The sequence below is a fragment of the Pseudomonas sp. SCPG-7 genome, from assembly GCF_002156405.1.
Lineage (GTDB): Bacteria > Pseudomonadota > Gammaproteobacteria > Pseudomonadales > Pseudomonadaceae > Aquipseudomonas > Aquipseudomonas parakoreensis.
This window is the reverse complement of sequence record NZ_MVOO01000001.1, coordinates 611,552-626,413: the sequence shown is the minus strand read 5'-3', so window position 1 is coordinate 626,413 and position 14,862 is coordinate 611,552. Positions and strand designations below refer to the sequence as shown.

Genomic DNA, 14,862 nt, shown 5'->3' with positions numbered 1-14,862 from the left:
CATCTGTTCAAACAGTCTCTTCAGCCCTGCGCGCATCCCCCAACGAATCACGCTGCATCGACTGCAGGTTTTTCTCGATGGTTTCGCACAGGGCCTCCATCTGAATCTGGTGCTCGCTGTGGCGAAACGGGCTTTGCAGGTCGGTGCCGATGCGCTCGATGGCCAGCAACATGAAGCCCACCACGGTCGAGGCGAGCGGGGTGAACCAGCCCAGCGACTCCACCAGTCCAACTGGCACAATCAGGCAGAACAGCGAAATAAACAGGCGCGGGAAATACACATAAGGGTAGGGCAGCGGGGTATTGGCGATCCGCTCCATCCCGCCCTGGCTGTTGGACAGATCAACCATGGTCGATTCCAGCCGCGCCAGCCGAATGCTGTCCAGACGCCCGGCCTTGTATTCCCGGGCCAGCAACGATGCGGAGCCGGTGAGGATGTCGTTGGCGAAGTTGTTGGTGGTGCCGCTGCGGGCGAACTCATCTGCCGGGATAAACGCGCGGACCTCCTCCGGGCAAGGCTGACCTTGCAGGTGCGCGGCGAGGCAATTGACGTACGCCACATGGCGGCGCAACAGCGTCGCCTTCACCGGGTTCACTTCGTTATCGGGATCATCCAGCAGCGTCAGCACCTGCCGGGCGAAGCTGCGCGAGCTGTTGATCATCATGCCCCACAGCGTGCGCGCTTCCCACCAACGGTTGTACGCGCTGCTGTTGCGGAAACTGATCAGCACCACCAGCGCTGAACCGAGCAAAGTCAGAGGCATCAGCGGCAGGTTGATCTTGGCGTTGAGGAACAACATGAAGTCGACGGTGACGGCGATGTCCCAGAGCAACAGCCAGAACAGCGACCAGCCCACGTAGCCCATGGTCTTGATGATCAAACGGTATTTTTTGACGATGGCTGCTTTCAAACGGAAACCTCGTGGCGAGCGGTAAGCGTTAACGCCCTAGCTCCGACGCAGGTTTGGGGGTAAAGGTTCGGTGTTGACTGAGCATCTTGGTTACGACAATTGTCAGGCAATAAAAAACCCGGTCATTACGCCGGGTTTTTTATTGCCTGCAGTTCTGCCAGAAGTCAGAGCGAAGCTTTCACCTGCAAGCCAAACACCAACGCATTGTCGATGTCCTGCCCGGAAAAGGCCCCCGGCTCGATGATGTATTGCAGGTTCGGGCGCAGTGTCAGCCAAGGCGTGGCCTGGTAGCCGTAGCCGAGTTCGATCAACTGCTCGCCACTGTCCAGGTTCGGGAACTGCGTGCCATTGGCCATGGCAGCGTCCTGTTGTACGTCGCGGCTGCGCGGGTTAGGTACGGCGCGGCCGTAGCCCAGAGCGACGGTGTCACGCGGGCGACCTTCGAACGGCTTGTACAGCACCAGACCGGTGCCATACCACTTGCTGAATGGCGAAGCCGCCTCGCTGGCTGCCGAGTATTGGCCGAACGCATGCAGGCTGCGGCCCTCGGACGATTGCGAACTCCATACCGCCTGATCAATCAGCAGGTAATGCCCGCCACGCCCGGAGACTTCTTTGTCGCTGCCGATGCGTTTCACGTCCGAGCTGTCGTAGTAGTAACCCAGCTTGTATTCGCCGGGCAATTGGCCCGCGTGCTTGTACACCAGCTCGATCGGCACCACGGTGCCGGTGGTGTGTTTAGGGCCCAGATGCCAGGCGCGGCTGGAGTTGCCGTTGCTTTCCGGGTCGACGTTGAACGCGGCCACGCGCAGTTGCCACGATGGGGACAAGTCGTACTTCACCCGCACGCCCAGGTGCGCGTTGGGGTAGTTGGTCCAGCCACTGCCGCCGGACATGTTCAGCGGATGGCCGCAGAAACCGGCGTTCATGAAGTTGCACAGAATGCCGCTGTCCAGACCACCGAGGTCGTTGCCCATGGCCATGTAGCCGAGTTTTACGTTGAGCGCCGGGGTGAACAGACTGCGCTCGTAGCTCAGTTCGGTCAGGCGGGTGTAGAGGCCGCCGTAGTTTTCCTGGATCGGCAGACGGTTGCCAACCAGGTCTTCGGAGGCGCTGTTGCCGCGGCGGTCGTTGATGGTCAACTGGACCTTGCCGGCGTTCTCCACGCCATACAACTTGCTCAGATCAAACTGGGCGCCGAGCTTGATGTTCTGCGAGTAACGGCCGGAGCGATGCAGGCCGCCATCGGCGTTGTAAGCCATTTCGCCGGTGTAATCGCCGGTGAACTTGATCCCGTCCTGGTCCATCTGGTGGCGCAGGCCACCCCAGTCACCGGTCAGGGTATTGCGGGTCAACAGGTTCGAATCGGTATCGGCGAAGGCGGGCAGGGTGGTGCAGGTCAGGCCCAACAGCACGCCGTTGACCCAGCCGTTACGAGTAAAACCAAACATGGAGATCTTCCTGCTCAAAGCGGTAGCGATATCGGAAAGCGGCGCGGCACCCTCAGGTGCCGCGCGCAAAAAGAAAGCGCCCGTGTTCAACACGGGCACTGCGGTTTACGGCAAGGCGTAAGCCATCACGTAGTCGCCGCGATCGGTCGACTGACGCGCGCCGCCAGCGGTGACAACGATGTACTGCTTTCCGGTTTTCGGCGAAACGTAGGTCATCGGACCGCCCTGGCTGCCGACCGGCAGACGCGCTTTCCAGATTTCCTCACCGTTGCCGCTGTTGAAGGCGCGCAGGTAGAAGTCCTGAGTACCAGCGATGAAGATCAGGCCACCTTGGGTCGACAGGGTGCCGCCCAGGGTTGGCAGGCCGATCTTGATCGGCAGGTGCATGCGGATGCCCAGCGGACCGGTGTCTTCAACGGTGCCGACCGGAACCTGCCAGGCGACTTTCTGGGTCTTCATGTCGATCGCGGTCAGGGTGCCGAACGGTGGAGCCTGGCAAGGAATGCCGGCCACCGACAGGAAGCGGTTTTTGTTCACCGCATACGGCGTGCCTTTGAGCGGTACCGCGCCCATGCCGGTGTTCAACGCTTCGCCACCGGACGAGGCTTGAGCCTTGTTCTGCGACGGAATCATCTGGATCCACAGACCCAGGCGCATGTCGTTGACGAAGATGAAACCGTGGACCGGGTCAGTGGAGAGGCTGCCCCAGTTCATACCGCCCAGCGAACCCGGGAAGCTCAGCGATTTGTCGGTACCCGGCGCGGTGTACAGGCCGTCGTAACGCATCGATTTGAAATCGATCCGGCACAGCAACTGGTCGTACGGGGTGGCGCCCCACATGTCCGACTCAGTCAGGTGCTGGGCACCGATCTGCGGCATGCCCACCGATTTCGGCTGGGTTGGCGAGTACGGTTCGTTCGGGATGTTCGCGGCTTTGACCGGGACTTCTTTAACGTCGGTCAACGGCTTGCCGGTGGCGCGGTCGAGCACGTAGATCTGCCCGGCCTTGGTGCCGATGACCAGCGCCGGAACGGTTTTGCCGTCCTTGGTGAAGTCGATCAGGCTCGGCTGCATCGGCAGGTCGAAGTCCCAGAGATCGTTGTGCACGGTCTGGAACACCCAGCGTTCATCACCGGTGGTGGCGTCCAGCGCGAGCACCGAGGCGCCGTAGGTGTGATCGAGTTTGCTGCGCTCGACACCATAGATGTCGGTGGACGAGCTGCCCATCGGCAAGAACACGGTGTTGGTCGCCGGGTCGTAGGACATTGGCGCCCAGCTGTTCGGCGTGCTGCGCACATACGTGCTGCCATCGGCCGGGGCCTTTTTATCCTGCGGGTTGCCCGGGTCGAACGCCCAGCGCATGGCGCCGGTAATCACATCAAAACCACGGATCACGCCACCCGGCATGTCGGTTTGCACGTTGTCGGCCACACGACCGCCGACCACCACGGTGGTACCGGCCATCAGCGGAGCGGAGGAGAGCTGATAGTAGCTGTCCGGCACATCGCCCAGACCGGCCTTCAGATCAACCTGACCGTTGTTACCGAAACCCTGGCAGAACTCGCCGGTGTCGGCATCGACCGCGATCAGGCGAGCGTCGATGGTGTTGGTCAGCAGACGGCGCTGGCAATTGGCGGCAGGCGCCGGTTTGGCTTCGATGATGCTCGAATTGCTTGGCTGAGCGATGGCCTTGGTGGCATCGAAATAGGCCATGCCACGGCAACGCTGCCAGACTTTCGATTTGGCGTTGATCGCGTTCTTCCACAGCTCTTTGCCGGTGTCGGCATCCAGCGCGATCAGGTTGTTGTGCGGGGTGCAGATGAACACCTTGTTGCCGATTTGCAGCGGGGTGAGCTGGTCTTCGGCACCGTTGCCATCGCTCTCGGCGACGTCACCGGTGTGGTAGGTCCACGCCACTTTCAGTTTGTCGACGTTGTTGCGGTTGATCTGGTCCAGCGCAGCAAAGCGGCTGCCGCCTTCGGTATTACCGTAATGCGCCCAGTCTTTTTGCGCCTTGTCTGGCTCAACCGGCGTCAGGCCCGGGCCCGTGCCGGTGGCAGCGACAGTCGGATGCGCGACGAACATGTTGCCGGCAGCCACCGCCAGCCCCACGGCCAGGACAGCGGCAACGCCGTAAGCGCCACGCCCCGGCACGCCACCGTTGGCACGCTTGAGCAGCGGGTAAACCAGCGCCACCACCAGGCCTACGGCGCTGAACATGAACAGGCGCGAGAACACCGGCCAGAACACCAGCCCGGCATCGCTCACCGCCCAGATCGCGGTCCCGACCAGAAATGCCGCGAACAGCCAGGCGCCGGCCGTCTTGAAGCGAGCGATCAGCAGACCGGAAACGGCCATCACCAGACCGCCCACGAGGAAGTACCACGACCCTCCCAGGCTGACCAGCTTCACTCCGCCAGCCGCAAGTGCCAGGCCGAGCAGGGCGATGATCACCCCCAGCCCGACCAGAATGAATTTTGATATGCCCGAGAGGCCTTGACTCTGCTTCACGTTGAATGTCCCGTTGAAATGAGGCGTGCATTATATAGTTAGGTAACTACCTAGTTAAATCACTAATTCAGAATGAAGCATAGAACAACGCCGCTACGCAGGTTTGCGGGCAGGCGTGAGCGCTCACGGGACCGGCAAGGGCTGGTGGAGCGTGAGGCAAAGTCGCTATATCGACTGAACAAATGGGATTTTTGACAGGTATAAATCAAAAGGAGGGAGAGTGAATCGATAAACGCCGATTCGACATGCCAGTCATCAACCGACGTACGGCTGCTGCCGTTTCGACTCACGAGAACGAAGGCAAAGAAAGGACAACACGTCGGGCAGACACTGAGATCAGTGGGCGCGCAATACTGTAAAAATGACGTCAGACGTCCTTGAATTCCTCTACGAGCAGCTCCGCAAATTTTTCTTTTGCTCGATGAGGTCCACTGTTTTTATTCCATATAAAATAATTCTGTATTGGGTGCAGGTCGTCAAATACATGGCCGCTTATGTCACCGATCCTGCGAAACTGTTCAAAAACGCCTCTGGGCACTAACGAAACACCCGCTCTTGAGCTGACACACCCAAGAATGGTTCCATAACTGGCAATGCTAGTTATGGGGCTAACAACACCATGCGCTTGCAGCCAGTTTTCCAGCGCCTTTCTATAAGGACAGCCTTCAGGCCACATGAATATATCCGTGCCACTCAAGTCCTGCGGATTATGCACGTGCCCCGCAGCTGAAGAGGCAATCAATACCAGTTCTTCCATGTAGATTTCGATACTTTCAATATCAGGATGATCCTGATTGACAGCAATGATGGCACCGTCGAGTTTATGATCAACCACATCATTCAATAACTGCGACCAGTCACCGGTGCTGAACTGCATTTGCACAGATGGATAGAGTTGATGAAACTTTGAGAGCAACTTTGGCAGTCTGCCGGTGGCCGATGACTCTATTGCCCCGATCTTCAGGAGTCCTGATGGCGCCGCCGCAGGATCGAGCGCTCTTTGTGATTCCTGGCATAAAGACAGGATTTTGTTTGCATACCCAAGAAACAATCTACCGGAAGGGCTGATAACAAGCCCTCGACCTTTCCTGATAAACAAAGATACCCCAAGTTCTTTTTCCAGAAGTTTGATTCTGTTGGTAATGTTGGACGGCACACAGTGCAGTAATTCAGAGGCGCGAATGATACTTCCGTGATCCGCTACAGTCTTGAACATAGTAAGTTGAGAAAGCTCCATGCCATTGCTCACTTATAATGAAGGGTTTGATCATTATAAGTCACTTGTCGAAACCCTTCAAGTCACATATTGTTTAAAGCCTGATCTGATTGTGGAAGTTTAAATCAGCGGATTAACTCGGCATATCTTTAGGGAGAAGGATAAGCTCATGAACTCAACCATGTTGCAGAGTCGCGTTGACGCATTTAATAGTTACAGATCCATGCAAGAGTTTGGTGAAGCTTTTATAGACGCTCTGCCAAAGCATATCAGGAATTTGAAAATACCTGGTCGAGTGATATTGCAGAATCAGCGCAGACAGCCCGTATTGGCAAACGTCACGCATATCCCTGACATTCAGGATGCCATGCTGGAAGTGCTTAATCATCCCATTACCCAGGATGCCCAGCGCCATGCCGAGAACGCATTTGAAGCGTTTCTTGAAAAGGCCGCAATGGATTCGGCTGTTCTGAAATTCTTTAATGGATGGAATGAAACACATAAAACCACCAGCTTGGTCTCTGCAAAAATAATTATGCGACTCTCAGCAGACGCACTATCCGTATCTGCTGAAAGACACATCGAATATCTGAATGTCATGGCACACATGCATGAAGTTGCGAAAGACGACTTCGGGCTCGGGCACCCTGGGCATGATGGCATGTTCGAATACATGACTTCAGCTTTTAACGCGACTGCCTGGATTGAAAATCAACACAAAGTTCGAGAATGCAATGAATTCTCAGATTTTCTTTACAGTACTGGAATCTCAGAACACAAATCAGCTCTGAATTCGATAGAGCACAAGAGTTCAATCATGGATGCCATGATGGTTTCTATCGCTTCAGAACTTTGGAATGGTCGTGAATATAATTTCATCGCTCAGTACATTGAAGCAAAGTTGCTTGAAGTCAATCCTCTGCTAAAAACAGATATTCAAGCTCTACGTAACGCTAAAGGTTATGTGATGGGGCACTCAGGCGAAGTCGAAAACAAACATGGTCTTCATGCGTTGGCGGCCGCGCAAGCGTACGGCCGAGCGATGGATATACCTTTCAAGCTCGGTCGCATGAAAGGCATCATGCTCAACTATAATGAGCGCGTAGGAAGAGCTTTCGAGGCCATGCATCGATATCTTACTGCGGAAAATTAACCTGGAGAATGTTGTGATACTTTGCGGAGAACTTCAGTCCCGAAAGGATCTCCTGAATGGATTTTGAACAAGCGTTGTTCGCTTTAGGCTTTTTTGCATTCTGTGGTGGTTTGATAGATGCAGCGGTAGGTGGTGGCGGGCTTGTACAGCTGCCAGCACTTTTGCATGCGCTTCCTCAATATAGTTTGGCAACCGTATTTGGAACCAATAAGCTGGCAGTTCTTGCGGGCAATCTTTCTTCGATATACAGCTATACCAAAAGAATAAAAATTGTCTGGAAACTGATGTTGCCCACCATGCTGTCGGCATTCGTTTTTGCGTTCATTGGCGCGTTTTCAGTGTCAATCGTTCCCAAAAAAATCATGGAGTTCGTTGTTTTTTTTGTTTTGATAGCGATGGCGATCTATACGTTCGCGGAAAAAAGATTAGGCCTGATCAGCACTGAATTTCATTGCGGAACAAAGGAAATTGCGTGGGGCATTTTTTTTGGTGGCTTGATTGGTTTTTATGACGGCGTCTTCGGTCCGGGTAGCGGCAGCCTTCTGCTATTCATTTTCGTCAAATATTTTGGCTTTGATTTTTTAAATGCCTCCGCCTCCGCAAAGCTGGTGAATCTGGGCACATTCTGCGCGGCGCTCATGTTTTTTGTACCAACGGGAAATGTTCTGTGGGCGGTAGGTGGCGTCGTAGCACTGTGCAATATTGCCGGCTCGCTGACTGGCGTTTTTCTGGCACTGCGGTATGGCAGTGGCTTTATTCGGATCTTTTTCCTGATTCTGCTGGTTTTCCTGATTGGCAGAATGGGGCTGTCTCTATTTTCATAGATGAAATCCAGCCCCATTCAGCACTCCAATGAACATTGGCTGGTGCGTTTGATCACCCACGGTTATTGCGCAGAATCGAGAAATTCAACGCCGCTGCCACACACAACCAGGCCAGATAAGGAAACAGGATCAGCCCGGTGATCACATCCAGGCGCAACGCCATAAACACCATCACCGCAACCACCAGCCACAACACCAACAGAATCACCATGGCGGCCAACACCTGATGCGCGCCGAAGAACACCGGCGTCCACAGTGTGTTCAAGGCGATCTGCGCGGCCCACAGTGCCAACACGGTCTGACTGCCGGGAATCAGGCTCAAGCGATAACCGGCCCAGGCCAGCAATAGATAGATAATCGTCCAGGCCACCGGAAACGCCCAATTGGGTGGGGTAAATCCGGGTTTATTCAGTCCTTCGTACCATGACCCGGGTTTGAAAATCACCCCGGTACTCGCTGCAGCACCGCACGCGATCAGGAAAATCAGAAACGTCACCATTTATTACTCCTTGGCCGCAGCCACTCTCTCTGGGATTACAGCGCCGCAACGGTCGCTCATTCGGATTTCATCGCCAGCAGGTCGCTGACCCGCGCCACCAGCGTGTCGACGGCGAAAGGCTTGGTCAGCACCTGCATGTCCGGGCCAAGCTGACCGGCACCAATCACCGCGTTTTCCGCGTACCCGGTAATGAACAGGGTCTTCAGGTTCTGGCGGATTTCCCGGCCGGCATCGGCCAGTTGCCGACCGTTCATGCCACCCGGCAAGCCGACGTCGGTGATCAGCAAGTCGATGTGAATGTCCGAGCGCAACATCTTCAGCCCGACCACGCTGTCAGCAGCCTCTATCAAGGTGTAGCCGAGATCGCCGAGCACGTCAGTCAGCAGCGCACGCACCGTAGGCTCGTCGTCCACCACCAGAATGGTCTCGCCTGCCTTGGGCACGGCGGCCGGCGCGTTGTCCTTGTGATCCTGATTCGGCAGCGGTTCGCCATGATAGCGAGGCAGATAAATGCACATTTCTGTGCCCCGGCCGACCTGCGAATGCACGCGCACCTGGCCGCCGGATTGCTTGGCGAAACCATAGATCATCGACAGTCCCAGCCCCGTGCCCTGGCCCAGCGGTTTGGTGGTGAAGAACGGGTCGAAGGCCTTGGCGATGACATCGGCGGTCATGCCGGTGCCGGTATCGGTCACGCACAGGCACAGGTATTCGCCCTCTGGCATGTCCAGGGTGCGCGCGGTCTCGCCGTCCAGCGTGCGGTTGGCGGTTTCGATGGTGATGCGCCCACCGTCCGGCATCGCATCGCGCGCGTTGATGCACAGGTTGAGCAGAGCATTCTCCAACTGACTGGCATCCACCAGCGTTGGCCAAAGCCCCGGCGCGGCTCGGGTTTCCAGGACGATGCTGGGGCCAACCGTACGCTGGATCAGTTCGGTCATGCCGGTCATCAGCGTGTTGACGTCGGTGGGGCGCGGATCGAGGGTCTGGCGTCGGGAGAACGCCAGCAGCCGGTGGGTCAGGGCGGCGGCACGCTTGACCGCGCCTTGGGCGGTCATCATGTACTTGTCGACTTCGTTCAGTCGTCCCTGGCTGATGCGTGCGCCCATCAACTCCAGTGCGCCGGAAATGCCGGCCAACAGATTATTGAAGTCATGCGCCAGGCCCCCGGTCAGTTGGCCGACGGCTTCCATTTTCTGTGACTGACGGAGTTTCTCTTCGGCTTGCATCAACTCTGCAGTGCGCGATGAAACGCGTTGCTCCAACGTATCGTTGAGCGCGCGCAATGCAGCAATGGCGCGGTCGCGCTCCGCTTCGACATTGCGTCGCTCCTCGACATCGATCAGTACACCGGGAAAGCGCAGCGGCGTTCCATCATCAGCACATTCAACCCGGCCGTTGGCCTCGATCCACTGGTACTTGCCGTCCGTGCGACGCACGCGGTACTGATGGGAGTAGGCGCCACCGCGGCCGATGGCTTCGTTGATCGCGCTGGTCAGTCCATCGCGGTCTTCGGGATGCACGGTCACCATCACTTGTTCGAGGCTGAGCCCTTCGCGGCCCAGCGCCGGGTCGAGGTCAAACACCCGGGCGAATGCTTCGTCCACGGCGAAACGATCGGTGAGCAGATCCCAGTGCCAGGTGCCGATAATGGCCCCCGCGGCGAGCGCCAGTTGCACACGCTCGACGTTCTCCCGCGCGATGGCCTCACTGGCTCGCAAACGCTCCTCGGCGTCACGCCGCTGGGTGACGTCGTTGAACAGAATGGCGATCTGCCGGTCGGCCGGATCGCCGACACGCACGGCGCGCACGTCGAACCAGCGCTCGAAGGTGTTGGCGTAATTCTCGAAGTTCGCCGGTTCCCCGGTCTTGGCCACATGGCCGTAGGTTTCAAACCAGAAGCTTTCCAGATTGGGCGCGAACTCGGTCACCCATTTGCCGCGCAGGTTGACGCCGCACTGGTGTTCGAACGCCGGATTGGCTTCGACAAAGTAGTAATCGACCGGCTTATCGTCAGCGTCGAACTTGACCTTGACGATGGCAAACGCCGATTCGATGGTTTCCAGAATGGTGATGAAGCGAGCCTCGCTGCGGGCGAGGGCATCCCGACTGGCTTGCAGCTGCGCCGCCATGTCGCGCTCGAGGTCAACGTCCTGTGTGTCGACCTGAGTGCTTTGAAGCGCCGCACGCAATCGCCTGACTTCTGACTCGAGCGCTTCGCGACTAAGGTGTTCAAGGGTATCCATGTGACCTGCTTTGTTGAATGTTCAGGGGCTGGCTGCATAGAGCGCGTAAGCACAACACGGGCAGTGTCATTGCGCTCTCAGGGGACTCGAGCGCCGATCATCCGTTGACCGGGCGCGTTGTGCTTAAGTTTCACCGCCGGCGCAAGCGAGCGCTGATTTCAGATCGATTCGCCGTTATCCAGACGCGCCAACAGGTTCTGCCCGCGTTGCCACAGCGCCTCCAGCTTGGCTGACGGCATGCGGTCGAGGTTCTTGTACATCATCGCCATGCGCTGATTGCCGCGCAGCTGTTCACCGTGGCGCATCAGAAAATGCCAGTACAACGCATTGAACGGGCAGGCATTGTCCGCCGTACTTTCGCTGACCTTGTAGGCGCAGCCGCGGCAGTAGTCAGACATGCGATTGATGTATTGGCCACTGGCGCAATAGGGTTTGGAACCGAGGTAACCGCTGTCGGCATGCATGACCATGCCCAACGTGTTGGGCAGTTCGACCCAGTCGAAGGCGTCCATATAGATCGCCAGGTACCACTCACAGATCTGGCTCGGCGCAATGCCAGCGAGCAGGGCGAAATTGCCGGTGACCATCAGCCGCTGAATGTGGTGCGCGTAGGCATGCTGCAGACTCTGGCCGATGGCCTGGCGCATGCAGTTCATCTGCGTGGCACCGGTCCAGTAGAACTCCGGCAGTGCACGGCTGTTGCCGAAGGCGTTGCCCAGTGCGTAGTCCGGCATTTTCAGCCAGTACACGCCGCGCACGTATTCCCGCCAGCCGATCAGTTGCCGAATGAAGCCCTCGGCGGCATTCAGGGCAATCCTGCCGGCCCAATAGGCCGACTCGACGTCGCTGCACAACCGCCGCAAATCCAGCAGGCCGATATTGAGCGCGGCGCTGATGCGTGCATGAAACAGGAACGGCTCGTCACTGGCCATGGCGTCCTGATAGTCACCGAAACCCGCCAGGCCATAATCCAGAAAATAGTCCCACAGCGCCTGCGCGTCGGCATGGGTGACCGGGTAGTTGAAATCATCGAGTGCACCGTAGTGCTGACTGAAGCGCGCCAGCACCAGATCCAGCACCTCGCCGGTGATGGCGTCGTTACTGAAACGGATCGGGTAGGGGGCTTTCACACCTTTGGGCAGGGACTTGCGATTCTCGGCATCGAAGTTCCACGCACCGCCCACCGGCGTGCCATCGCCATTGAGCAGCAAGCGACTCTTGCGGCGCATCTCGCGATAAAAGAACTCCATGCGCAACTGCTTTTTCCCCGCAGCCCAGGCGGCGAACTCGGCGCGACTGCACAAAAAACGCGAATCGGCGTGCCAACAAACGGGCAGGCCACAATCCTTGATCGCTTGTTCCAGGCGCCAGTCACCGCACTCGGTGACGTGTACTTGCTCAACCTGCAAGCGCTGTTGCCAGCGGCGTAATTCCCCCGGCACCGAACCGCTGTTGTGCGGATCATCCAGCGTCACATATTCGACACGAATGCCCTGGTCTCGCAACGACTGGGCGAAATGGCGCATGGCGCTGAAGATCAGAGCAATCTTTTGCGGATGGTGCGGTACATGGCTGGCTTCTTCCATGACCTCGACCAGCAGCACGGTGTCGCGCTCGCTGTCGAGCGTCTGCAAGGAGGCCAGATCGAACGACAACTGATCGCCCAGCACCAGGCACAACCGACGATTCGGGTTCATTCAGTGCGGTCCGGCAGGATTCGTTTCATAACGGCGTGGCCATCGAAAACGGAATGCGCAGCTCTTCGACCGGCCCGGTATCGCGGCCACACATTTCGTCGTGCACGCATTGCTGCACCAGCACGCACGGGAATGCCGGCACGGTCTGCAGCAAGTCACGCAGATGGGTGATTGAACGCAGGTGCATGGGTTTGGCCGCGTCGTCGAGCAAGGTGAACTGACCGTGATCCAGGCGAACCCGGGCCAGATAAAAACCACCTTCAAGCGACAGCAACTCCAGCTCACGAATTTCGCTGTTGGCCGCGCGTTCGGTCAGGGTTTGCAGATTCATGCTTCACTCCTTGCCTACCAGGGCAGGCGTTGTCCATCGTAGGCAAAGAACTGGCCACTGTCGGCCGGCGTCAACTGGTCAATCAGGTTCAGTAGCTGTTCAGCGGCAACGTCGGCGGGGCGGGCGCTGGATGCCCCGCGAAAAGGTTGCGACAACCTAGACACGACCGTGCCCGGGTGCAGACTCAGCAAGCGGCTTTGCGGGCGGGTGCGGGCCAGTTCGATCGCTGCGGTCTTGATCAGCATGTTCAGCGCCGCCTTGGAGGCGCGATAGGCGTACCAGCCGCCCAATCGGTTGTCGCCGATGCTTCCGACCTTGGCCGAGAGCAGCGCCATCGCCCCTTGGGGATCAAGCAGCGGCAGAAAATGCCGCAACACCATCGCCGGCCCCAGCGTGTTCACTTGAAACACGGCTTGCAGCGCATCGGCTTCGATCGCGCTGTAGCTCTTTTCCGGCTTGATCCGCTCACGATGCAGCAGGCCGGCAGCGTGCACGATCAACTGATAGGGCGCTTCTGCGGCCAATTCGGTGCCTGCGCTAGCGATCGATTCTGGCTGCTCGAGATCCAGCGCTGGAACGGTATGGCGCCCCAGTTCACGAACGCCGGCACAGCGCGGGTCCTGACTGAGCTGCTGGCAAAACGCGCGGCCGATGGCACCACTGGCGCCGATCACCAGGGCACGATAATCATCGCCCAGGGACGTCATGCTGAACGCGCTGTTCATTGACTGACTCCGGCACCCTGACGGCGGAAGAACAAGGTCACCTGGCCAACTTCAACCCCGAGCTTGGACATGCGGGTGCGATTGATCAGCGTGTCCTCGTCCATCTGGTACATCCAGTCGTCCATGCTCATTTCATAGGTCGAGCCATCAACCGGCAGGTTCAGGCGATACCGCCAGTGCAGCGCATTGCCGGCCACCTGACCTGTGGCGACGCCCACTACATCACCTGCGCGCCCGCTCCAGCGTCCCTGGCCGTCGGGCGTCAGGGTCCAGACGCGGCGTTGGCGCGTACCGTCGCTGTACAGGAAGCGCTCATCAAGAATCAGGTTGTCACCTTCACGATGGCTGACGATGTTGACCTCGAAGCGCTTGACCACTTCCCCGGAACGCTTTTGAAACATCCCCCAGGCTTTCACCGGCTGGCTGAAAAAGCGCTGCAGATCCAACGCCGGTTGCTGATCGGCGTAGCGACTGACATCCACGCTGCCGCAGCTCGCAACGCCGAGTATCAGAGCCAGCAAGAGCACAATTCGGGTCATTGACGTTCTCCCTGAAGGCACAGGCAGGAGGGTGAAATTGGAAAGATCATGCTTGTACAGCCTACTTTCGCTGTACAGGTTTATCGTACCCATCGAGGGTCGAACATCAACTTCGCCGCCCGATCAATTGCAGGAACTCTTGACGCGTGGTGGTGCTGTCACGAAACGCCCCGAGCATCACCGAGGAGGTCATGACCGAATTCTGCTTTTCAACGCCGCGCATCATCATGCACATGTGCCTGGCCTCAATGACCACGGCCACGCCGGCGGCATCGGTGATCTGCTGGATGGCCTCGGCAATTTGCCGGGTGAGGTTTTCCTGGATCTGCAGGCGCCGGGCGAACATGTCCACCACGCGCGCCACTTTCGACAGCCCGAGCACCCTGCCGGTGGGGATGTACGCCACGTGCGCCTTGCCGATGAAAGGCAGCATGTGGTGCTCACACAAGGAATAGAGCTCGATGTCACTGACGATGACCATCTCATCGCTTTGCGATTCGAACAGTGCGCCGTTGGTGACGTCTTCCAGGCTCATCGTGTAGCCGTTGCACAGATACTGCATCGCTTTGGCCGCACGTTTGGGCGTGTCGAGCAGACCTTCACGCTCGGGGTTTTCTCCGACGCCGACGAGAATTTCACGGTAATGGCTGGCTAGTAGTGGGTTCATTCAGAGGACTCGCAGCAGTGCTGTGCGTGAGGGCCAATCCGTAGCGCAAGAGTTGTACGCAATTAAGTTCTTTGTATAGGTTTTACTCAAGAT

General features: G+C 57.8%; 14 protein-coding genes. 3 read left to right on the top strand and 11 right to left on the bottom strand.

All coding sequences use genetic code 11. From position 1 onward, the window contains the following. Positions 1–7 precede the first annotated feature (7 nt). Together B1722_RS02855 and B1722_RS02850 are read right to left on the bottom strand one after the other, a co-directional pair. Positions 8–910 (bottom strand): bestrophin family protein, encoded by a 903-nt coding sequence (locus B1722_RS02855; protein ID WP_086791242.1) that lies wholly within the window; start codon positions 908–910, stop codon positions 8–10. Between the two features lie 164 nt (positions 911–1,074). Then, a complete protein-coding gene (locus tag B1722_RS02850) occupies positions 1,075–2,361 on the bottom strand; it encodes a carbohydrate porin (RefSeq protein WP_086791240.1) in 1,287 nt (428 codons plus the stop codon). Between B1722_RS02850 and B1722_RS29715 the strand changes: the two genes are divergently transcribed. Continuing rightward, positions 2,360–2,482 carry a hypothetical protein gene (locus tag B1722_RS29715; RefSeq protein WP_256198910.1) on the top strand — a complete coding sequence of 41 codons (123 nt, stop codon included), beginning with the start codon at positions 2,360–2,362 and terminating at the stop codon, positions 2,480–2,482. The genes B1722_RS02850 and B1722_RS29715 overlap by 2 nt on opposite strands. Here the strand turns inward: B1722_RS29715 and B1722_RS02845 are convergent. Together B1722_RS02845 and B1722_RS02840 are read right to left on the bottom strand one after the other, a co-directional pair. Continuing rightward, a complete protein-coding gene (locus B1722_RS02845; RefSeq protein WP_041063968.1) occupies positions 2,467–4,872 on the bottom strand; it encodes a glucose/quinate/shikimate family membrane-bound PQQ-dependent dehydrogenase in 2,406 nt (801 codons plus the stop codon). The genes B1722_RS29715 and B1722_RS02845 overlap by 16 nt on opposite strands. A 367-nt stretch (positions 4,873–5,239) precedes the next feature. After that, positions 5,240–6,109, bottom strand: a complete 870-nt coding sequence (locus B1722_RS02840) for a LysR family transcriptional regulator (protein ID WP_041063966.1) — start codon at positions 6,107–6,109, stop codon at positions 5,240–5,242. A gap of 148 nt (positions 6,110–6,257) precedes the next feature. Here B1722_RS02840 and B1722_RS02835 point away from each other — a divergent pair, with 148 nt between their 5' ends. Together B1722_RS02835 and B1722_RS02830 are read left to right on the top strand one after the other, a co-directional pair. Continuing rightward, on the top strand, positions 6,258–7,241 hold the full coding sequence (locus B1722_RS02835) for a hypothetical protein (protein ID WP_086791238.1): 984 nt from the start codon (positions 6,258–6,260) through the stop codon (positions 7,239–7,241). A gap of 56 nt (positions 7,242–7,297) precedes the next feature. After that, positions 7,298–8,065, top strand: a complete 768-nt coding sequence (locus B1722_RS02830) for a TSUP family transporter (protein ID WP_041063962.1) — start codon at positions 7,298–7,300, stop codon at positions 8,063–8,065. 52 nt (positions 8,066–8,117) lie between these two features. On the opposite strand, the gene B1722_RS02825 is transcribed toward B1722_RS02830, so the two are convergent. The 7 genes from B1722_RS02825 to folE form a co-directional block, all read right to left on the bottom strand. After that, positions 8,118–8,561 carry a TspO/MBR family protein gene (locus B1722_RS02825; protein WP_041064643.1) on the bottom strand — a complete coding sequence of 148 codons (444 nt, stop codon included), beginning with the start codon at positions 8,559–8,561 and terminating at the stop codon, positions 8,118–8,120. A 59-nt stretch (positions 8,562–8,620) separates the two neighbouring features. Then, positions 8,621–10,810, bottom strand: a complete 2,190-nt coding sequence (locus B1722_RS02820) for an ATP-binding protein (protein ID WP_041063960.1) — start codon at positions 10,808–10,810, stop codon at positions 8,621–8,623. 158 nt (positions 10,811–10,968) lie between these two features. Further along, on the bottom strand, positions 10,969–12,507 hold the full coding sequence (locus B1722_RS02815; protein ID WP_086791236.1) for a cryptochrome/photolyase family protein: 1,539 nt from the start codon (positions 12,505–12,507) through the stop codon (positions 10,969–10,971). 25 nt (positions 12,508–12,532) lie between these two features. Continuing rightward, positions 12,533–12,838 (bottom strand): DUF6482 family protein, encoded by a 306-nt coding sequence (locus B1722_RS02810; RefSeq protein WP_041063956.1) that lies wholly within the window; start codon positions 12,836–12,838, stop codon positions 12,533–12,535. A 14-nt stretch (positions 12,839–12,852) separates the two neighbouring features. Then, on the bottom strand, positions 12,853–13,563 hold the full coding sequence (locus B1722_RS02805; protein ID WP_086791233.1) for an SDR family NAD(P)-dependent oxidoreductase: 711 nt from the start codon (positions 13,561–13,563) through the stop codon (positions 12,853–12,855). Next, positions 13,560–14,102 (bottom strand): DUF3833 domain-containing protein, encoded by a 543-nt coding sequence (locus B1722_RS02800; RefSeq protein ID WP_086791230.1) that lies wholly within the window; start codon positions 14,100–14,102, stop codon positions 13,560–13,562. The genes B1722_RS02805 and B1722_RS02800 overlap by 4 nt, the downstream gene beginning before the upstream one ends. 106 nt (positions 14,103–14,208) lie before the next feature. Continuing rightward, positions 14,209–14,769, bottom strand: a complete 561-nt coding sequence (gene folE / locus B1722_RS02795) for a GTP cyclohydrolase I FolE (RefSeq protein ID WP_041063950.1) — start codon at positions 14,767–14,769, stop codon at positions 14,209–14,211. Between the last annotated feature and the right edge of the window lie 93 nt (positions 14,770–14,862).